Source organism: Salinicoccus sp. CNSTN-B1 (genome assembly GCF_054792835.1).
Genome location: NZ_JBTWMN010000004.1, coordinates 707,521 through 728,090, shown reverse-complemented (window position 1 = coordinate 728,090; position 20,570 = coordinate 707,521). Strand labels below are relative to the sequence as shown.

Here is a 20,570-nt window from a genome sequence, read left to right as displayed (position 1 = left end):
ATTTTTTCCATATGAACACTCCTCGTTACATTACACTCCATCATATTCTAGAATGACAATTTAATATTATCACAGAGTGCGTCTGACTTCTTCAATTTATATTTGATTTAAGTCGGATGATATCAATATTTTACTGAATATATTGACAATTCATAAACCGGTTGGTAACATGGATGCATTATTGATGAAGCGAGTGTGTCCTATGGAAATGTACACATCAGATCAATCGAATGTTTTCTTTTTCAGCCATTTTAGATAGCGTCCATATGCCATCACGGATGTGGACGCCCTGAATCCAAGGTGGCTATTTGAAGTGGACATTTCCATATTCGGCCATCGGGCAATCCGTATGGCTGGGTGCATCATACCAAAACCATCCGGATTTCCTGGCACAGGAGATTAGGATGGTTTTTTATTATCATATTAGGAGTGGATTATTATGCTGATTGGATATCAAGGTACAGAAGGGTCCTACAGTGCCCTTGCATGCAAGGCATTCATGGGCGAAGCGCCCTATACGACTAAAGGATATGCAACGTTCAAATCACTTGTCGACGACATGATGCGGGGTGTGGTCGATTACATTGCCCTGCCCGTTGAGAATTCCACCAGCGGCCCGATTACGCGGACGATCGACCTTATGAAATATCTCGAGGTTAGTGCTGTGGATGAAATATACGTTAAGATCGACCATGCCCTCATCTCCAAGATGCCGATGAATATAGGGCAAGTCCAGCATGTCTACTCGCATCCCGAGGCGTTGGAGCAGTGCCATGGCTACTTAAATGACCATCCGAAAATAAAGTCCCATCAATACTCTGATACGGCAGAAGCGGTACAGATGGTGAAGAATGACGGGGACGACACTATGGCTGCCATAGCTGGAGCCCATGCCGCTGCACTCTATAATATGCATATCATCAGCGAAAACATCAGCGACAATCCGCTAAACACAACCCGCTTCCTGATTTTCAGGAAAGGACGGATTACGGACGCCGGCGGGGATAAGACTTCCCTCTATATCGAAACGGACCATAGTGCCGGCTCTCTAAATGAGATTCTGGACATATTCAGCACACACGGCATCAACCTGTTGAACCTCACTTCCAGGCCCATCCAGCATAAACCGTTCTCCTACGGCTTCTTCATCGATGTCGAGACCAGTACGGGTGATGTACTAAATCGTGCCCTCAATGATGTAGGTGAAGCCGGCAGATACATCAACATCCTTGGGACCTACCGTAAAGGTGCGGTGCCCTGTTATAGAGACGTTCAGTGCTAATCGAACCATATTTGTAGTATAATGGGAGGGAATATAAGAAAGAAGGACTACATATGAAACAAAATAATGCAGAACGCCTCATCATCATATCGATTGTTAGCGCCATCGCTTTTGCCGTACTCGGTATCGTGTGGGGTATCATCGCACAGAGCCAGATGATACAGTTCGACGGGTACTACTCGTTCATCAGTGTCATCTTGTCATTCATCTCCATGATTGCACTGCGGTTCATCAAAAAAGAAGACCCAGAGCGGTTTCCCTTCGGCAAGGAAAGCTTCATCCCATTGACGATCGTCATCAAATACTTCGGCATTCTTGTGCTGATCGTCATTTCTCTTGTCCAGGCACTCGCCACTTTGTTTACAGGTGGAAATGAAGTCGCCATGTCCTCAGGGGTTATCTATGCATTCATTTCTACGGTCGGGTGTTTCATTGCCTATTTCTATTTCAGGAAGCATGGCAAGGATAGTGAATTGATCGCGGCAGAAATGAACCAATGGCATATGGATGCACTGCTCAGCCTCGGTGTCTTCGTCGGCTTCATCATAGGGTGGGGCCTTGCATTTACACCACTTGATTTCATCGTACCGTTTGTGGACCCACTGATGGTGCTGTTGGTGGCTGGCTATTTCATAAAGGTACCGCTGTCGGAGATGTATGGTGCACTGAAGGAATTGCTTGAGATGGCGCCTGAACATGTCATTTCACAAGAAGTGGCTGGCCATGTGTCTGAACTCGGCAACATTTATTCTTTTGATTCCTATGATATGCGGCTCCAAAAATGGGAAGTAAGCTATATATAGAAGTCGATTATGTCGTCCCCGGGGCAACCCAATCGACATCAGAACTATGGATCATATACGCCATCAGCTCAAAGAACGACTTCAAGAGTTGCCTTTGAACCTTTGGACTACAATCGTTTTCACGCACGAGAAACGCGGATGAAAAGCCAAAACGCCGGATGACTGAGAGTCATCCGGCGTTTTTTCAACCTTTCCTATAACGCACCTTGTAGTACAGGTAATATAGGCTTGGTGTGGCAATCAATGACAGCACAGTGGAGAACGCAATGCCTGCAATGACGGTTACAGCCAGCGGTACAAACAGTACATCGCCTGAGAGTGCGACCGGGGTCAGGGCGATGATGCTTGTAAGCGTCGTCAGCGCAATCGGTTTGAATCGTGCCCGCCCGCTGTCATAGATCGCATCTTCTATAACGAAAGCGCCACTCCTACGCCTTGCTTCTATGAAATCAAGCAATACGACAGAGTTCCTGACGACGATGCCGGATAGTGACACCATCCCCATTACACCGAGGAAACTGATTGGTGTCTGTGTGACAAATAGACCGATGATGCCGCCGCTGATGGCCAGGAATATACTGAACACTATAATCAGGGGCATGACGATCGAGTTGAATTCAATGGCGATAACCAGATACACCAGTACCAGTATGACCGCAAATAATATTCCGATCTCCACGAAGAAGTCGGTCTGGTCGGATGTCTCACCGCCGACTATGAGCTCACTTGAATCGGGAAGTTGCTCACCGAAGGAGTTGATCGCGTCTTCTGCGGCCGCTTCATCATCGGCATAGACCTTCAATTCGACTGTCCGGTCCCCATCTTGATGATGGATGTACTTATAGTCTTCCGTCTCCTCGACTTCTACGAAATCGGTCAGCGGGAATGTTTCAGGTTGCTCCCCCGTCATCTTGATGATATCCACATCTTCTATTTCAGAGGCATCCGAATATTTCAATGTTGTCCTCCGCTTTTCACCTTCTACGATGATGTCTTGGATCGGGATGCCTTGGGAAAGCATATTCAGTTCGTTCTTGACTTGTGATACGGATATTCCGTCTTCTTCAAGTGCTTCATAGTCGATGTTGTAGTTGATCGTCGGTACAGATTCACCGAGGTTCGTTGTGACAAGAGCACCCTCTTCTTCAAGTGTTGCCTTCAAGTCAGTGGCTTGCTCGGCCAAAAGCGCCAGATCCTCTTCGTAGATTTCAACTGTAACCGGTGCACCGGCTGGTGGGCCTTGAACGATGGTATCCATAAATATTGTCGCTTCCGGAAACGCCTCGCGCAGCTGGCTTTCATATTTGTTGATCGTTTCCGAGGCACTGATCTGTTCTTTGTTTATTTCCAGCGCCACCTGGGCTGTATTCGCACCGGACTGGTCAAGGGAAGCACCGAAAAGGTTCGGCAGGCCTGTGCCGGTGAACAGCGACACCGCTTCTATGTGCGGCATTTCCGCAGTCATATAGTCCACGACTTCATTTGCATCATCATGTGTCTGATCAATCGTCTGTTCCTCATCAAATATCAAGTCGACCGTCACTTCGGAGCGGTCTGCTTCAGGAAAGAATTCGAACGGTGTGAAACGCACAAGGCCAATCGATAGTATGCCGATGACAAGCACTGCGAAAAACGTGATCAATGGACGCTTGATGATTGCGGGAGGATCTTATCGGCGTACAGGTCCCCACCCTTTGCAAACAACCGGCCCAAAAGTCCCGGGTGAGCGGGTGCTTTTTTACGGTTAAGGAGATAGCGTACAGCCGGCACGAAAGTCAGTGCCAAAACTGTGGACATGATCATTGTGGTGATCAATATGCTGGGGAGCGCTTTGATGAAATCGCCATTTGCCCAGACAACAGCAGAAGCGGTGTAAATGTGAAGACGATGGCAAGTGTGGATGAGATAACGGATGGTGCCACTTCCCTGACGCCGTTATAGACACCATCCAATCGATCATCCCCCAAGGTGAATCGGCGCTCGATGTTATCGTTCACTACAATCGAATCGTCGACCAGTATACCAAGCGCAATGATCAGCCCGATGATGGATATCTGGTTCAGATCCACACCGAACCATGGCACCGGGATGATGCCGATGATCACCGACAGTAGTACGGTAGCCATCACAGTGGTTGAGCCGATCAGTGACAATCCTAAAGATGTGCTCAAAATGACTGCGACCAGGGCGATGCCAAGGGACAAGTAGAGGCCGACGAATATGTCCTCTACATTTTCGCGTTCTGAAGACAATGTCGTCACATCAACCGTGTCCGGTAATTCAGAGACCCGTTCGTCGACAACCGCCTCCACATCCTTTGATACAGAAGGCACATCCTGACCCTTCGACAAAAAGACAGTAAAGGATACGGCCCTGTCACCTTCATATTCCACTATGTCCTCCGGATCACCCATAGTTTCTTCTATATTGGCGATTTCGGTCAGCGGCGTGTTTTCTGTGCCGATTCTGACCTGTCTGAGCACTTCAAGCGGTGTACCATCTTCGAAGGATAGACGGATGATGTTGCCGTCATCCTCCTCCTGACCGGGAATGACCGGATTGAGTGAAGCATTGATTTCGCTCAATATCTGATTTGGGTTCACTTCGGCTGCCGCCATCGCTTCCCGATCCAAATCGATTTCAAATTCCTTATCCGTGTACCCTTTGACGGTCACACCATCGATGCCATCCATCTGGGCCACTTCGCGCTTCAATTTTTCTATATCGCCTCTTACATCGTAGAGATTCGCCATATCCTCGCTATGGAATTGATAGCTGAGCAATGGGAAGGCATTGCTGATGGATTCAACTTCGGGTTCGGCTGCATTCTCCGGGAAACTACCAGCCAGGGTTCCCATAAGGTTGTTCACTTCATTCAATGCGGATTCGGCATCTGCCGAGTCGGACAGCTGTAGGTTAAGGACTGATATATCATCCTGCGAAACGGAGGAGACATCCTCCACACCCGCCACACTGAATATCCGTGATTCGATGACCTCGGTGATGTTGTTTTCGACATCCTGCTTATCGGCCCCCGGCCATGCAGTAGTAATATTGATGATATTAACCTCAGTCTCCGGTATTTCCCGCTGTTCAACGGTCAAAAAAGTGTAGATGCCGAAGATCGAAATGGTGATTATCAAAATAATGAATAACAGGCTTCGTTCCAGGACCATTTCATAAATACGCTTCATATTTCTGCCTCATCTCTTTTTAGGGTTATATGATCATCATCCAAGAGATCGCCGTCAAACATCACTGGTCGGAGTCGATCCATGTCGTCTTTTCTTCGTACGGTGTACGGGTTGCCTTCTTCTTCTCCACTTCAGGCTCCCCTAAAAAGATGCCCCCAAGTATCTCCTCATCTTCCCTCAAGTTGAAGTATTCTTTGACGCCAGGGGTGTTGTAGATCGGACCGCTGCGCCATATTGCACCGAGTTCCAGGCTATGGGCCGCAAGCAGCATATTTTGTGAAGCAGCGGCAACAGCACAGACGTCTTCTATATATATCGCTTTTTCTTTGCCGCTTGGAGACAGCGCTACCACAATGACGGTCGGTGCTGCGAACGGTTTTCTGCTGATTTTTTCGATACGCTTTTGACCGCTCTCGGATTCAGGATCGTCGACACGCCCTTTCGCTACTTCCTTGAGGACACGGGAGAACGGTCTTCTGCCTTCCCCGCTGAGCACAAAAAACTTCCAGGGCTCCGTCATATGATGGTTCGGTGCCCAACCGCAGCCTCCAATATCTTTTCGATCTTTTTTGGATCCACCGGCGCCTCTTTCAACTTCGGTGTACTGCGCCTGTTTTTGATTGCACTCAAAACATCCATTTTTTTAGCTCCTTTAATATGTATTTACTATAAAATTACAACTTGTTGGCTCAAGACTACCAGATTTCCCCGAATCTTTACATATTTATGATATCATTTGGCAATGACTTTTTGAAAAGGGGGACTTGCTTTGGTCCTGTTGCTGATCCTTGGCATATTAGCCGGTATGCTCATTCCTGTGCAGACTTCTGTAAACAATCGCCTGTCACACTTTACACACTCCCTTATAATGGCTTCGTTCTATTCATTTTTGACAGGTACAGTGCTGTTGATCGGCCTCAATGCCGTCATGAATCCTGGGAAGCTCTCATTCGCTTTCCTATCGTCACATGACTTCTCATACATATGGTTCCTCGGCGGCCTGATGGGTGTCGTCTACCTGACTGGTAATATGATCCTATTGCCGAGGATCGGAGCGGCACTTACAGTGATCATGACGGTTGCAGGACAAATGATCATCAGCCTCTTAATCGATACATTCGGCTGGTTCGATGCGCCGCTTCAGCCACTCGACATCAGGCGCATTGCGGGCATCGCCATCATGATTATGGGCATCATCTTCATGAACTATAAAAGGAAATCGGCGAGACATGACGACAGCCCTTCCAATATATGGCTCTTCTTTGGATTGATGACGGGCTCGATCCCTCCGGTGCAGACGGCGGTCAACAGCCTGCTGAGGTATGAAGTCGGTTCCTTCTATATGGCGTCATTAATCTCATTCGCCATAGGCACTTTGGCCCTTCTCCTGCTGTCCCTCCTCAGTGCCGGACATCTTAAAGTGGCCCTTACGAATCAGGAAGGTGCGCGGTTGCGTGCCTGGCACTTCATCGGAGGAGCACTCGGTGCCGTGTATATTACGACCAATATCATCCTCATGCCCCACCTTGGTACGACTTTGACCTTGATGAGCGTCATTTTTGGTCAGATGCTGACCGGCCTCCTCATCGATCATTTCGGATTGTTCGGCATACCGCCCCATGCGCTAGATAAGAGGCGTATTGCAGGTGCCCTCATGATCCTTACCGGCATCATTCTTCTACAAATATAAAAACCCCTTCAAAGCTTCTGCTCTGAAGGGGGTTGATGCTATTCCGTGCCTTTTCCTGACCCATCATTATTCAATTTGTATACGAAATAACCGAATCCCCCTACTGTAACCAATGCCATCATCTGTATCATGAAATCTACCAAATTTGCTTCCATCTGCGTAACCCCTCGTCCTTTATTTTAGGAAATTATACCACATGGTTGGCAAGTGTAAATAGATTATTTGAATTTTATTTAACTTTTTTAACACCTCCTGTAAACCGCTTCCAAAAAGCTGTGGAGGAGCAGCTTATACCTTCTATATTCCCCTCACTTCCCCCTGTTCACAGCCATCGAATTTACAATGCCGACGCAACAGGCGTATAATGATGGAAATCACACAGTAAAGGAGCAACACCATGAAGAGAATCATAATGGGCACCGTCTTTTTGGCAGCAGGCATCATCCACTTCTTGAAGCCCGGAAAATTTGCCGGAATCGTCCCTTCTGTCGTACCCTTCAAAACCTTCATCGCTTATTTTACAGGCCTCCTCGAAATCATCTTTGGCATACTATTGCTGGCAGGCAAAGTTCGAAATAGACAATTGACCGCCATGCAGGCATTTTTATGGGCGGTCTTTCCGGCGAACGTCTATATGTATACCCATCAAAGGCAACTCGGATTGTCCCATCTCCCGAAATGGGCGTTGCTCGGTAGACTGCCATTACAGAAATTGATGGTGGATATGCTTGGTGACATCAAAAAGTAGGACTCGGTCCTACTTTTCTACATTCCGGAGTATCTCCTTCATCTCTTTTGGGTAGTCCGTCACCAGCGTACCCAATCCATGCCCAATAAGGTCTGCCGCCGTTTCCCAATCGTTGACCGTCCACGCCCTTATCCTCTCCCCGATGCCACTGATCTGTTCTGGTTGTTCAAGTATCGCCTTCCAACTGATATGGAGGGCTTCGAGTGAATGCTCGGCCATATAATGCTCCGCCCGTTCCGGCACCTCTTTCGTCAACCACGCGAGACGCGCCTCTGGATGAACCATTTTCATGCGTGCAAGACTCGGCAAATTAAATGATGAATAGATCACCTTCTCATGACACCCATATGCTCCGACGATATCAAACACCCTTCTTTCAATCCCTTCATATTGTATGACATCCGTCTTCAATTCGATATTCAGTTCGACATTGTACGCTTCAGACAACGCGAGCACTTCATTTAAAGTAGGAATCTTTTCCCTTTTCCATACCTCTGGGTCATAGTGCTTGTAGTCGGAGAACGTGACGCCGGCACTCACTTTCCTGAGTGCCTCCAATGTCATGTCCCGGACTGCCCCTCCCCATCGGTTGTACGCTTTATATCTTCGTCATGTATGACGACAACTTCCCCATCCCTACTCAGGTGAACATCGATTTCCAGACCATCACTACCTGCGTCCAGTGCCTTTTTAAAGGCAAGCAATGTATTTTCTGGATAGTCGCCCATCGCACCTCTGTGCGCAAAAACTTTCGTCCGCATCAAATCTCTCCTTTCCGCATGCTTCCATAAATTCATTTCTCATATACAGTAAACACCTTACTCCATCGTTTCCACTTTTGCATGCCCGAAAATCCAACGGCCAATGGGAGCGATAATGTTTGACTAGATACCATTTATGATACAGAATTATGATGTATAGTGAAATACGTTATACACTTCCCGTTTTCGGGAATAGTATAAAGAACACGAAAAATAAAAGGAGTGGAATTCATGAATCAACAACAGCTCGAAAAAGTAAGAAATGGAAAAGGCTTCATCGCAGCACTCGACCAGAGTGGCGGTAGTACACCAAAAGCACTGCTCGCATATGGCGTACAAGAGGATGCTTATTCCAATGAAGCTGAAATGTTCGACCTTGTACATGAAATGCGTACGCGCATCATCACTTCCCCTTCCTTCAATTCTGATCAGATTCTAGGGGCCATCCTGTTCGAGCAGACTATGGACCGGGAAATTGAAGGCAAGTATACAGCTGATTACCTTGCAGAGAAAGGCATCGTCCCATTCCTCAAAGTCGACAAAGGCCTGGCTGACGAAAAAGATGGCGTCCAGCTCATGAAGCCGATGCCGGAATTGGATGACTTGCTGAAACGTGCCAACGAACGCAACGTCTTCGGCACAAAGATGCGCTCAAATATACTCGAGCCGAATGCACAAGGCATCAAAGAAGTCGTCGAGCAGCAGTTTGAGGTCGCCCACAAGATCCTCAATGCCGGCCTGATGCCGATCATCGAACCGGAAGTGAACGTCTACAGCGACAACAAGGAACAATCTGAAGAAATATTGAGGAAAGAGATTGAAAAGCACCTTGATCAGCTCTCAGATGATCAGGAAGTGATGCTCAAACTTTCCATTCCTACAAAAGCCAACGCATACAAATCACTCATCGACCACGACAAGGTAGTTCGTGTCGTCGCGTTGTCAGGTGGGTATTCAAGGGATGAGGCCAATGAAAAGCTCCGTGAAAACGACGGCTTGATCGCAAGCTTCTCCCGCGCATTGGCAGCAGACCTCAACGTCAACCAATCTGACGAAGAGTTCGATAAAAAACTGAAGGATGCTGTAGATACAATCTATGATGCTTCAGTAAACAAGAAGTAAGGTTCCAGACCCTCCTAATTAGGAGGGTCAAATCTTTTTCAAAATAAATAGCCCTTTCCTATAGACAAGATCCCTTTTATGATGTATAGTTACTTTAATAAGTCTTATAAGTACAACTCAGTATCTAATTCACATATTACAAATAGTAATCGTGATCTTAGCCGGTACTCTTTGTAATGTGTGAATTTTTTTATGTTTTCGCACTTAAGATATTATTAAATTTTTATTTGGAGGTCATTTATATGACACAAGGTACAGTTAAATGGTTCAATGCAGACAAAGGTTTCGGTTTCATCGAAGTTGAAGGCGGAGACGACGTATTCGCTCACTTCTCCAACATCGAAGGCGAAGGCTACAAAACACTTGACGAAGGTCAAGCAGTAGAATTCAGCGTTGAAGAAGGTCAGCGTGGACCACAAGCTGTTAACATCGTTAAACTTTAATAATATTTTAAGTAATATTTTAGTAGTTTATGTTAGTTAATGGAAACCCCCTCTCATATGAGAGGGGGTTTTTTTATGCTTCTTATGAAAACAAGCCTTCTTTAATTCCGGAATTGGGGTTAAAGAAGGCTCTTATAGTACACTTTATCTACTGTCCTCTCAATTCATCATATATTTCAGCAAATTTTTTCGCCGTATATTCACTCATGCCCCTATCTTCCACTTCTTCTACATATAAGCTGAGCATCATGTCCTTCTCATTCTGATCGTAGCCGATAAACCAGCCAGTCTCCTCTCCCCTTGCATCCTGAGATGTTTTATTTTCACTCGTGCCAGTCTTACCGGCAAATTGGGCATAATCACGTTCTGCATCATCAGGGTGGTTCAACTTGACCACATCACGCATCGCTGATTCCAGATAGTCAAGGTCCTCCTGTGGCGCAATATCTTCAGCAAGTATCTCTGTCTCGGAGTCTGCCAAAACATGCGGTATGTGAATATCTCCTCCGTTGATCACTCCTGCATAGATTGTTGCAATCTGGATTGGGGAAATCAGCAGTTCCCCCTGCCCGTAGCTTGTATCTGCAAGAAGAATATCACTGTCAATCGTACCATCATTGGAGACTTGACTTGTATAGATTGGATAATCTGTATCATATTCGTGGCCGATGCCGAGATCTTTCATGCCTTCAATGAAGCGGTCCGAGCCGATTTCAAGTGCAGTGCGTGCCATATAGATGTTGTCGGAGTACGTCAGGGCCTTCTTCAGATTGAAGGATTCGTTCATTACATGATAGCGGTTCACTTCATAACCGCCCCATGAGGCATCTTTCTGCCAACCCTTCCCATTGATTTCCATGCTGTCGTCTGGATTGAACCCCTCTGTGTTCATGGCAATCAGTGCAGTAAGCAGCTTCTGGGTCGATCCAGGAGACGCTGCCCGGTTGAACTTATTGAGCAACGGCTGGTCTTCACCCGTCTCGAGCTTCTCATAATCTGAAGCAGATATACCGAACATGAAATCATAAGGACTCGGAGCCGGGTAGCTTACTGCAGATAAAATATCACCATTCTCGGGGTCCACTGCAACACTCGCACCAGAATCTGAAGATAGTTTGCTATATACTGTCGACTGCAGGGTTTCATCTATGGTGAGTGTGATATCTTCTCCATCTTTCGCCTTTTCGTCGAATAACATCTCAACTGCATTGCCTGAATCATCGACTATTGAAATGGTGTAGCCCCTTTTTGGCTTGAGCTGTTCTTCGTAAAGCTGCTCGACTCCCCTTTTGCCTATCATGTCGCCCGTTCTATAGCCTTCATTCTCTTCAAGATCTTCTGCTGTTACAGGCCCCACATACCCGATGAGATGGAATGCCGCTTCATCCAACGCATATTCCCTCGAAGGATACTCCCGGATGGATAACCCGTAGGAAGCGAATTCTTCTTTCTCTTCTTTATTGAAGCGGTGTGCATCTTTAATCGGAACAAATTGGCCTTCTTCTATCCATCCCTGCTCCGTGACATCCGTCAACGCTGTCTCGTCCATGTCGAGGACATCCGACGCTTCCATTATCTTCTCCTTGTCCGTCCGACCGGCAATATAGCCGACCGTCTCCTTTATGCCATTTGACGCAAGGGGTGTGCCGGAACTGGCCAATATTTCACCGCGTTCTCCAGCTGTGAACTCCATCGCCACTTCACCATCATCAAGCCCTGGAATGATCATGTTTGGAGACCAGTCTATAAACCAATCATTTTCATCCTGATTGTAGGCCAAGGGGATATCAAACTCGCGTTCCAAGTTTCCATATGTACTTTCAAGTACGAGCGTCCCCACATGTGACTTGACGCCCTCCTTTTCAGTATCCTTAGCTTCAAGCGCCTTCAATTTCACATTTTCGACTTTCAGGGATTCATAGATATCAGTTGTTCTGCCGCTGACTTCCTTTTTTTCATAATCGTCTTTGGCCTCTTTTGTCAGAAGCGGATAAATGGCCTCATAATCACCGCTCTCAAACGCTTCCGTGAAACGCTCCACAGTCTCCTCCTCAGACTTTTGGAATACGCCGGAAGCGATAAGCAGATAGGCTCCTACCGCTATGGCGAGTAGCACCGCTGGCACCAGCCACACTGATTTCTTCATGCAAACTCTCCTTATTTCCATTTCCCTCATTATATCAATCATCATATGCACCGCAACAGCATGTTAAGATAAACATATAGTATTGAGTTTAAGGAGTGATTACATGTGTCTGATACTGTTCCAAAAGAATCAACATCCCGGATATAAACTTGTAATCGGTGCAAACCGTGACGAATCATATGCCCGACCGACCGCTCCCGCTCACTTTTGGGAAGACCACCCTGATATTCTGGCCGGCCGTGATCTTTCAAAAGGCGGAACGTGGCTTGGCATTACAAAGTCCAGCCGAATAGCTGCCGTCACCAACATCAGATCTAAAGCACAACAAGGAGAGAAAAAATCGAGGGGAGACCTCATCCGCAACTTCCTCGTCCAGGATGCTTCTCCAAAATCCTATTTGGAAGCACTGGAACGTGATAAGCATGCTTATGCTGGATTTAACCTTCTGGTTGGAAACCCAGATGAATTGTTCTATCTCAATAATGATGATAGTCCCATTGTACGGGTAGCGGATGGTGTACATGGGTTGAGCAACCATCATCTTGATACGCCCTGGCCGAAAGTTATAAATGGCAGGGACCGCTTGAAATCCCATCTGGATGCAACACACCAAGCTGACCCTGAGGTTATTTTCGAACTGCTTGCGAATGAGGATGAAGCAGTGGATAATCTGCCGGATACGGGGTTTCCCGAGGATTTGGAGCGTCGTCTATCGCCCGCCTTCATAGATATAGAAGATTACGGGACGCGTTCATCAACAGTACTCCTCATTGATCATGACAACAAGGTGACTTTCATTGAGCGCACTTTTAAAAACAAAAAGCAGCTTGAGGAATCCCGCTTCCAATTTGATATCAGACAATAGTCGGATAATTGGACTCTTAATTGACCTCCCCTATTTTTTGCCGTATTATTGAAATATAGATTGGGCAGCCAACATGATCACAGTTAGACATTGATTTTTATATTTTGAATCTTGATCCATATTTTTACGCTATGCAGCGAGCGAATCTTATATAGAGTAAGGAGGGATACCAATGGCTTATGTAATCCTTCAACCATGTATGGAAGAGAAGTCCGGAGAGTGTGTAGATGTCTGTCCAGTCGATTGCATCGAGGAAGGTGAGGATCAGTTCTATATTGATCCGGATATCTGCATCGACTGCGGAGCATGTGTAGCAGTCTGCCCGGTCGACGCGATCGTAGAGGAATACGAAATGACTCCTGAAGAGGAACCATTCCTTGAAAAGGCAGAGAAATTCTTTGCAAGCAAATAATGACACAATGTTTTGGAATGCTCCAAAACCAAAAAGATTCCTTTGAAGTTTTTCAAAGGAATCTTTTTTAACGAAAATTTTTATATAAATATTTTAACCTTTCACTACTTCCTGCCCACGAACATTCCAGGTGACTGCAAACAGGATGATTGCAAGTATGCATGAGCTTGTCAGTAGGAGGAAGCCCGCATCCCAGCCAAAACCTTGTACGACATATCCCATAATTGCGTTAGCCGATACCGCGCCACCTATATAACCGAAGAACCCGGTCAGACCTGCTGCTGTTCCAGCAGCTTTCTTAGGTACAAAATCCAAGGCCTGCAAGCCTATCAGCATAACCAGCCCATATATCAGGAAGCCTATTGCTATAAGTGCAAAGTTATCAATCAATGGATTTCCTGCTGGATTAAACCAATACACCAGTACGGCGATAAGCACTCCGACCATGAAGACCACACCTGCTGGCCCACGTCGTCCCTTAAAGACTTTATCTGAGATGTATCCACACAACAATGTGCCTGGGATACCAGCCCATTCATAAAGGAAATATGCAATACCTGATTCGTTCATGCTGAAGCCTTTCTCTTCACTCAAATAAGTCGGTGCCCAATCAAGGACTCCATAGCGGACAAAGTAGACAAAGATATTGGCAATCGCAATCGCCCATACCCACTTGTTGTTCAAAACGTATTTAAATAAAATTTCTTTTGTCGTCAGTTCTGTCTCAAATGTCTTCTTCGATTTGTTTGGGTAGTCATCCCGATGCTCTTCAATCGGTGGCAATCCCATGGATTGCGGAGTGTCCCGAATTAATGCAAATGCCGCAACCGCTATGACAATTGCGACAAGGGCAGGCAAGATGAAGACGCCTTCGTACCCTGCATAGGTCGCGCCAAAATAAGTTGAGACAATGGCTACTCCGCCAATCGCAAGTGGTGCCATTAACCCGCCACCCACATTGTGTGCAACGTTCCAGATAGCGGTCTTACCGCCTCTTTCACTCACACTGAACCAGTGGACAAGCACTCGACCTGATGGTGGCCATCCCATTCCTTGGACCCACCCATTCAGGAACAAAAGAATGAACATGATGGTGACTGTTGAAGTGAAAAATGGTACAAACCCCATCAATAAGTTTATAATCGCTGATAATATTAATCCTGTAGCCAGGAAGACTCGGGCGTTACTTCGATCGGATATGGTCGCCATTACGAACTTACTTATTCCATAAGCGATGGAAATAGCGGAAAGTGCCAATCCAAGTTCTCCCTTTGTAAATCCTTCCTCAGTCAAATACGGAATAGCCAGCGAAAAGTTTTTACGTATCAGATAATAAGCTGCATAACCTATGAATATCCCCATAAAAACTTGAAATCTCAGCTTTTTATAATCTGAATTGACCTGATCTTCAGGAAGCCGCTCTTTAGCTTTAGGCGGTTTGAAGAAATTCCTCATATTTACTCCTCTTTTCTGAATATGATTTAAAAAATACAATCAAAGCATTAAAAAAGCACACTAAAATCCATATTCGTCTTCTAAAAGACGAATAATGGTATAGCGTGGTCTCTAATTCCGCTTCTTTTAACTTGTAAAGCAATATTAATCCAAATATTCGATTATGTCAACGCTCTCATAGATACTTTTTTCATATTAATTTAATATTTAAAAACCATAATAAAACTGTTATTCATCACTTGTCATTTCTCAGGCTGCAGAATGGTCGGCTGCAATATGCCGGGCCCGATGGAAACATTACGCTCCACTAAAGTATAGCGGTTGCCATCCACCATAAATACGGCGCCTCCTTGGTAACTGGCTTCTCGTCCCTCTTTTCTGAGTTCTGAAAGTATAGCTTTTACATACGCATCATGATCCGTATAGCGGTCTTCAAAATCGAATACTCTGTTTTCCTTTTTGTAGCCCATCAGTCTATTGAAACCAAAAAGCCCCAGGGCAAAAACTGCCACAACCATCAAAACCTGCATAAAACCCCATCCTTTGTCGTCTTCTAAAATCAATCATATCAAAGCGGTGATTCTAATTGAATGATTATAATCTGATTATTCGCCAATTAACTAGAGTTGAAATGATGGACATAAAGAAACCTGCCGATTGGCAGGTTTTAACTTTACATAGCTTCCTTGATTCCCCTTTTGACCAGCCACCAGTTGACCGGATAACTTGTCAGGAATCCTAGGATCATGGCAATCTGCATCATGAACCAATACGCCCCTTCATTAGGTGCCGGAGGGGTTGCAAAGATAACCAGGTTGACGAGCGCCATCCAGCCGAACATGCCGACTTCAAAGGCGATCAACGATAATGTGTCTGCTTTGATGGCAGAGATGAAGGCATTCTTCACTCCGGCCTTCTTGTTCATCGGGTAGATGGCATAAAACTGGAAAAGTATACCGAAAATATAAGCTAGGATGAACTGGGCGGTAAAGTGGGCATATAATGTCGATCCAGCTATAGTCAATGCCCCCAGTGTAACGATGGGCACGCCCAAAGCGTCCCCGAGTGTACATCCTGCCGAACAATGGCTTGTAGATACGAATACTTTTGCACCGTTGCCCCTGCTATCCTCGAGCTCCAGATTTTTGGCGTTTATGCGTCCCCATCTGAAATATGTCCATAGGGCTATAGGGCCGAAGAACCACCCGTTGATCGGCCAAACGATATTCATGATTGTCATGTGCTGAGGATGCCTGAAGACATCCACTATAATGATTATTGAAGAGATTGCTCCGATGCCGAGGGCAATCCATGATATGGTGCTGAGCATTTAAACCACCTCATATACTAAATGGAAAAAGTAATTTATATCAGTATAGTCCTATATTCAGGCGATCATATAAGGTACCTTAAGTAGACGATTAGGATGATGAAAATCCATACCAGATCGACGAAGTGCCAATAATAGGAAAATATCTTGAATTTCTCGTAGTAGAGTGTTTTCGGGAACTGGGGAAGAAACCTTTGTATAAACAAAACACTCATCCAGAAACAACCGAACAACACATGCGCGGCATGCAGCCCGACCAGTACATAATATGAGCTCAAGAAAGAGCTCGTTGATGTCGTGTACCCTTCTGAAACGAAATGGCTGAACTCAGATATCTCAAATACCATAAAGATGACCGCGAATAGGAATGTGACGCCCAACCAGACTAGCATACTCTTCTTTTTATCTGAAGATAACGCCTTCTCGGAAAAATAGAGCGTGCCACTGCTTGAGAGCAGGAATATGGATGACAAGGTCACTGTCATCGCATCGAATATCTCGGATGGGTGGGGACCTTCGGAAGAAGGCGTGAAAATGAAGTATGTCACAAAAAGTGTCAGGAACATCAACGCTTCAACACCTAAGTATATGAAGAAGCCAATCTGCTTATCGCGGAACAGTTCCGCTTCCTTAGCATTCATCTCCATCAGGAAGCCTCCCCTTTCCGTAGTGCTCCTTTTTCTCATCTGTAAATGAACGGACGATGAAGAGCGCAAACAACCCTACCGCAAAAATTGCCGAGGCGATGAACCATTGATAGATCATACAGAAAGTGAGTGCGGCTAATGAAAGGGCCATCAGCACAGGTAGAATCGAATCCCTGGCGATGGGTGTACTTCTGTGGTCTGTAGTGGTCCTCATCTCCCGCCCCTCCTTTTTCACGATCCATAACGGGTCCATTCCTTCAACGACAGGCATCGGGTCGAATGTCTCTTCCGGCGATGGGGATGGGACGGTCCATTCCAATGTCCTGCCATTCCATGGATCGTCTGATACCGGCTCATTTTCACGGTGTGTCTTGAAAATGTTCCAGAAGAAGAATAATATGCCAGCCCCCATCAGGAAGGCCCCTATTGTGCTCATGAAGTTCGTTACAGTCAGGCCATCTCCGGGATCATAAGTGAACACCCTTCTCGGCATGCCGTTCAAACCGGTGATATGCATCGGGAAGAAGGTGAGATGATAGCCAATCAGAAATAGCCAGAAATGCCATTTGCCTAAAGTTTCATCCAGTCTCAGCCCCATCATTTTAGGGTAGTAGTAATAGATTCCGGCAAATATCCCAAGTATCGTCGACGCGAGGATGACGTAGTGGAAATGTGCCACGACGAACTGTGAATCGTGGAACTGGAAATCTGCAGCAGATACCGACAGCATGACGCCTGTAACGCCGCCCATCACAAACGATGGGATGAACCCCAAGGAGAAAAGCATCGGCACAGTGAACCGGATGAGCCCTCCCTGCAATGTAAACAGCCAGTTGAATATCTTGATGCCGGTCGGTACGGCAATCGTCATCGTCGTAATCGCAAAGAAAGTGTTAAGTAGCGGTCCAAGCCCCACCGTCAGCATATGGTCGGCCCGACGGTAAAGGACAGGAAGCCGATCAGGACGATGGAGAATACCATGGCTGAATAGCCGAAGATCCTTTTTCCTGAGAATGTAGGGATGATATCTGAAAATATACCGAAAGCCGGCAGGGCAAGGATGTATACTTCAGGGTGACCGAAAATCCAGAACAGATGCTGCCAATAGACTGGGTCGCCATCTGGTCCAGAGAAGAATTTCGTGCCGAACATACGGTCGAACATCAGCAGGTAAAGGGCGATTGCCAATACGGTAAACGCCAACAGGATCATGATCGCGGTCACAAATGTCGCCCAGGTAAAGAGCGGCATCCTGAACCACTTCATGCCCGGCGCCCGGTGTCTGATGATCGTCACTATCAAGTTCAGCGCCGTAAATATTGTGCCGAGACCTGACACCTGGACCCCGAATACATAGTAGTCACTATTGACGTCAGGCGTAAATATGGAGGTGGAGAGTGGCGCATAACCGGTCCAACCGATTCCTGGCGCACTATTCAGGAAGAAAGAAAAGTTGAATATCAAGGCACCTGCAAAGAACAGCCAGAAGCCTACAGCATTCAGAAAAGGAAATGCAAGATCCCTTGCCCCGATCTGAAGGGGCACGACGATATTCATCAACCCGAGCAGCATCGGCATAGCCGCAAAGAATATCATCATTGTACCGTGGGTGGTGAACAGCTGGTCATATTTTTCGAACTGGAACAACCAGAACTCGTTGTTCGGCACAGCGAGCTGCAGCCTTATCAAGAGTGCATCCAAGCCAGCACGTGAAAAGAACAAAAACCCGAATAATATGTAGAGTGTCCCGATTTTACGATGGTTGGTCGTTCGGAGATAACTCCATATGAGGGGGAATTTATTGGTCTTGACTACATAGAATGTTATGATGCCGCCCATTATCACAGTGGATATCCAGGCTGCAATGACATCGGATGGTGCCGATATGGAAAATCCGAAGATAGATATCTCCATGATCCTATTCCTCCTCTATTTGAGATCGTTTATATACGCTTTATAATCTTCTTTACCTATCACTTTTACGGAAAAAGTCATATTCGTATGCTGGACACCGCAGAACTCGGCGCACTTCCCCTCATATTCCCCGCGTTCCACATCCCGGATGACGTAATTCAGTTCTTTATTTGGAAAAACATCCACTTTCCCTGCCAATTCCGGTATCCAGAATGAGTGGATGAGATCCTCGGAATGCAGATTGAACTCGATATCTTCATCCTCAGGCAGGACAAGCTCGTCCTTCACCGAAGCACCATTCTCATGTTTAAATTCCCACTCGAATTGCCTTCCGGTCACTTCAATTTTAGTGGTGCCATCTTCCGGCTTCTGGGAGGCTGAAGTATCGGGTGATTGCTCCATTGTGATCCTGACGGTCGGCACCGCGAGGATGATCAGCAGGATGACGGGGATGATCGTATAGGTCAATTCGAGTTTACGGTTGCCTTCCACATCCACCGGCTCATAGTCCTTCCGCGCTTCGGAATAACGATATTTATAGACAAAATATGCAAAAAGGATGAATACCACAATCAGTACCAGGGCCATGATGCCTAAGCTGAGCCAAATCAAGTAAGCCTGCGTCCTCCCGGTGGAACTCTTCGGGTCCAAAACATTTATCCCGCTGCAGCCGCTCAACATCAGAGTAAAGCCCGATAAAATAAGTAAGCCAAGCTTCTTCATGGTCGGACTCCTTTCCAACATGGTTTTATACTTACTATCCCACTCGCCCCTCCCCTTTAAACATGATTCATGATTTTTCCATGTTTTAAATGTTTGATGCTGCATGGAATCGCTCATTTGCAGCTGCCTTAAATGACACACCTTGCGCTAATCCATCATCCGGGCATCGTTATATACTTTTAATGTTCTTGTAACAGTAAATGCTGCGTCTTCGTGATAGAATACCGCTCAACAGATATTAAGGGAAACGCCATTTTCACCCGGTTACCGCTTTATTTTCATGGTATCACCATACGTCACCAATACTTTAGGCCAGCCAAAGGATGATGGAAAACGGCCTATGGCTTAAGGGGATAAAGCCCTGATGGATATTCGATAAAGAGAGGTAGAGAACCAGTGGAGCGTAATTATACGATTGATTATGTCAAAGGGTTTGCGATATTTTTCGTTGTGGCCATCCACTCGAAGACTGTTCAAGGTACGCATATCGGAATGATCGACGGTGATGATGCGAATTTCGTCATCAATATGTTCGCACGGTTTGCAGTGCCCTTCTTCTTTGTGGCATCAGGGTATCTGTTTGTACAGAAGCTAAACAGGATCCATCAGGAAAATGAAGAGGGAAGCCGACGCGCCCAGTTTCGTTATTTCAAGAAGTATCTTGGTAAACTGGTCAAACTTTATGTGGCGTGGCTTGTTTTCTATTTCGTTTTCGAACTGGGTGTAAAATTTATCGAAAGGGAAAATAATAGTGAGACACTCTTCGAGATGTTCACAAGTTCCATCAGCCATCTCAACCTATGGAGTCTCATATACTTTGGGGAAGGCTGGCCTGGCTATCACCTATGGTTCCTGCCGGCACTCATATACGCCGTGCTCCTGTTGTTCTTATTTTCTCAAATGCGGTTGGTTGGGGTTTTATTCGTGATTAGTGCAGGGTTACATCTTTTCGGCCTGTTCGGCCAAGCCTACTCCTTCCTTTATGATGTGCCTTTCAATACAAGGGACGGTGTCTTTTTGCCCTATTCTATGTAG

At 46.1% G+C, this 20,570-nt stretch carries 21 protein-coding genes and 2 pseudogenes; 9 read left to right on the top strand and 14 right to left on the bottom strand.

Going from position 1 to position 20,570, the window contains the following annotated elements:
• Positions 1 to 222: 222 nt before the first annotated feature.
• Entirely contained in the window at positions 223 to 366 is a 144-nt protein-coding gene (locus ACYF68_RS04240) for a hypothetical protein (protein WP_461045491.1), read from the bottom strand.
• Between the two features lie 73 nt (positions 367 to 439).
• Between ACYF68_RS04240 and ACYF68_RS04235 the strand changes: the two genes are divergently transcribed.
• Positions 440 to 1,282: a prephenate dehydratase gene (locus ACYF68_RS04235; protein WP_461045490.1), complete on the top strand. Its 843-nt coding sequence runs from the start codon at positions 440 to 442 to the stop codon at positions 1,280 to 1,282.
• A gap of 53 nt (positions 1,283 to 1,335) precedes the next feature.
• Positions 1,336 to 2,085, top strand: a complete 750-nt coding sequence (locus ACYF68_RS04230) for a cation transporter (protein ID WP_461045489.1) — start codon at positions 1,336 to 1,338, stop codon at positions 2,083 to 2,085.
• A gap of 184 nt (positions 2,086 to 2,269) precedes the next feature.
• On the opposite strand, the gene ACYF68_RS04225 is transcribed toward ACYF68_RS04230, so the two are convergent.
• From ACYF68_RS04225 to ACYF68_RS04205, 5 genes are all read right to left on the bottom strand, one after another.
• Positions 2,270 to 3,727, bottom strand: coding sequence for an efflux RND transporter permease subunit (locus ACYF68_RS04225; protein ID WP_461045488.1), 1,458 nt, complete (start codon positions 3,725 to 3,727; stop codon positions 2,270 to 2,272).
• The gene (locus ACYF68_RS04220; RefSeq protein WP_461045487.1) at positions 3,724 to 3,900 is read right to left on the bottom strand and encodes a hypothetical protein; all 177 of its coding nucleotides are present in this window, start codon (positions 3,898 to 3,900) and stop codon (positions 3,724 to 3,726) included. Before ACYF68_RS04220 ends, ACYF68_RS04225 begins: the two co-directional genes overlap by 4 nt.
• A complete protein-coding gene (locus tag ACYF68_RS04215; protein WP_461045486.1) occupies positions 3,897 to 5,279 on the bottom strand; it encodes an efflux RND transporter permease subunit in 1,383 nt (460 codons plus the stop codon). Before ACYF68_RS04215 ends, ACYF68_RS04220 begins: the two co-directional genes overlap by 4 nt.
• 61 nt (positions 5,280 to 5,340) lie before the next feature.
• A complete protein-coding gene (locus ACYF68_RS04210) occupies positions 5,341 to 5,775 on the bottom strand; it encodes a nitroreductase family protein (RefSeq protein ID WP_461045485.1) in 435 nt (144 codons plus the stop codon).
• 20 nt (positions 5,776 to 5,795) lie between these two features.
• Positions 5,796 to 5,918 (bottom strand): hypothetical protein, encoded by a 123-nt coding sequence (locus ACYF68_RS04205; protein ID WP_461045484.1) that lies wholly within the window; start codon positions 5,916 to 5,918, stop codon positions 5,796 to 5,798.
• A gap of 130 nt (positions 5,919 to 6,048) precedes the next feature.
• Here ACYF68_RS04205 and ACYF68_RS04200 point away from each other — a divergent pair, with 130 nt between their 5' ends.
• The gene (locus tag ACYF68_RS04200; RefSeq protein ID WP_461045483.1) at positions 6,049 to 6,969 is read left to right on the top strand and encodes a DMT family transporter; all 921 of its coding nucleotides are present in this window, start codon (positions 6,049 to 6,051) and stop codon (positions 6,967 to 6,969) included.
• A gap of 397 nt (positions 6,970 to 7,366) precedes the next feature.
• Positions 7,367 to 7,717, top strand: coding sequence for a DoxX family protein (locus ACYF68_RS04195; RefSeq protein ID WP_461045482.1), 351 nt, complete (start codon positions 7,367 to 7,369; stop codon positions 7,715 to 7,717).
• 9 nt (positions 7,718 to 7,726) lie between these two features.
• On the opposite strand, the pseudogene ACYF68_RS04190 reads toward ACYF68_RS04195, so the two are convergent.
• A pseudogene (locus ACYF68_RS04190) lies at positions 7,727 to 8,445 on the bottom strand (glycerophosphodiester phosphodiesterase family protein).
• Between the two features lie 264 nt (positions 8,446 to 8,709).
• On the opposite strand from ACYF68_RS04190, the gene ACYF68_RS04185 reads away from it, so the two are divergent.
• Complete coding sequence (locus tag ACYF68_RS04185; protein ID WP_461045481.1) at positions 8,710 to 9,600, top strand: fructose bisphosphate aldolase; 891 nt, start codon at positions 8,710 to 8,712, stop codon at positions 9,598 to 9,600.
• A 242-nt stretch (positions 9,601 to 9,842) separates the two neighbouring features.
• The gene (locus tag ACYF68_RS04180) at positions 9,843 to 10,043 is read left to right on the top strand and encodes a cold-shock protein (RefSeq protein WP_031546097.1); all 201 of its coding nucleotides are present in this window, start codon (positions 9,843 to 9,845) and stop codon (positions 10,041 to 10,043) included.
• Between the two features lie 148 nt (positions 10,044 to 10,191).
• Here the strand turns inward: ACYF68_RS04180 and ACYF68_RS04175 are convergent, their stop codons facing one another.
• The gene (locus tag ACYF68_RS04175) at positions 10,192 to 12,189 is read right to left on the bottom strand and encodes a penicillin-binding transpeptidase domain-containing protein (protein WP_461045480.1); all 1,998 of its coding nucleotides are present in this window, start codon (positions 12,187 to 12,189) and stop codon (positions 10,192 to 10,194) included.
• 103 nt (positions 12,190 to 12,292) lie between these two features.
• Between ACYF68_RS04175 and ACYF68_RS04170 the strand changes: the two genes are divergently transcribed.
• Both ACYF68_RS04170 and ACYF68_RS04165 read left to right on the top strand, forming a co-directional pair.
• A complete protein-coding gene (locus ACYF68_RS04170; protein ID WP_461045479.1) occupies positions 12,293 to 13,054 on the top strand; it encodes an NRDE family protein in 762 nt (253 codons plus the stop codon).
• 172 nt (positions 13,055 to 13,226) lie between these two features.
• The gene (locus tag ACYF68_RS04165; protein ID WP_344704028.1) at positions 13,227 to 13,466 is read left to right on the top strand and encodes an indolepyruvate ferredoxin oxidoreductase subunit alpha; all 240 of its coding nucleotides are present in this window, start codon (positions 13,227 to 13,229) and stop codon (positions 13,464 to 13,466) included.
• 93 nt (positions 13,467 to 13,559) lie between these two features.
• On the opposite strand, the gene glpT is transcribed toward ACYF68_RS04165, so the two are convergent.
• The 6 genes and pseudogenes from glpT to coxB all read right to left on the bottom strand — a co-directional run bounded on the left by glpT (position 13,560) and on the right by coxB (position 19,535).
• A complete protein-coding gene (gene glpT, locus ACYF68_RS04160) occupies positions 13,560 to 14,921 on the bottom strand; it encodes a glycerol-3-phosphate transporter (RefSeq protein WP_461045478.1) in 1,362 nt (453 codons plus the stop codon).
• Positions 14,922 to 15,163: 242 nt separating this feature from the next.
• A complete protein-coding gene (locus ACYF68_RS04155) occupies positions 15,164 to 15,451 on the bottom strand; it encodes a hypothetical protein (RefSeq protein WP_461045477.1) in 288 nt (95 codons plus the stop codon).
• 143 nt (positions 15,452 to 15,594) lie between these two features.
• Positions 15,595 to 16,251 carry a DUF4396 domain-containing protein gene (locus ACYF68_RS04150; protein WP_461045476.1) on the bottom strand — a complete coding sequence of 219 codons (657 nt, stop codon included), beginning with the start codon at positions 16,249 to 16,251 and terminating at the stop codon, positions 15,595 to 15,597.
• Positions 16,252 to 16,316: 65 nt separating this feature from the next.
• The gene (locus tag ACYF68_RS04145; protein WP_461045475.1) at positions 16,317 to 16,898 is read right to left on the bottom strand and encodes a cytochrome c oxidase subunit 3; all 582 of its coding nucleotides are present in this window, start codon (positions 16,896 to 16,898) and stop codon (positions 16,317 to 16,319) included.
• A pseudogene (locus tag ACYF68_RS04140) lies at positions 16,882 to 18,737 on the bottom strand (cytochrome c oxidase subunit I). Before ACYF68_RS04140 ends, ACYF68_RS04145 begins: the two are co-directional and overlap by 17 nt.
• A gap of 90 nt (positions 18,738 to 18,827) precedes the next feature.
• The gene (gene coxB, locus ACYF68_RS04135) at positions 18,828 to 19,535 is read right to left on the bottom strand and encodes a cytochrome c oxidase subunit II (protein ID WP_461045474.1); all 708 of its coding nucleotides are present in this window, start codon (positions 19,533 to 19,535) and stop codon (positions 18,828 to 18,830) included.
• 396 nt (positions 19,536 to 19,931) lie between these two features.
• Between coxB and ACYF68_RS04130 the strand changes: the two genes are divergently transcribed.
• Positions 19,932 to 20,570, top strand: coding sequence for an acyltransferase family protein (locus tag ACYF68_RS04130; RefSeq protein WP_461045473.1), 639 nt, complete (start codon positions 19,932 to 19,934; stop codon positions 20,568 to 20,570).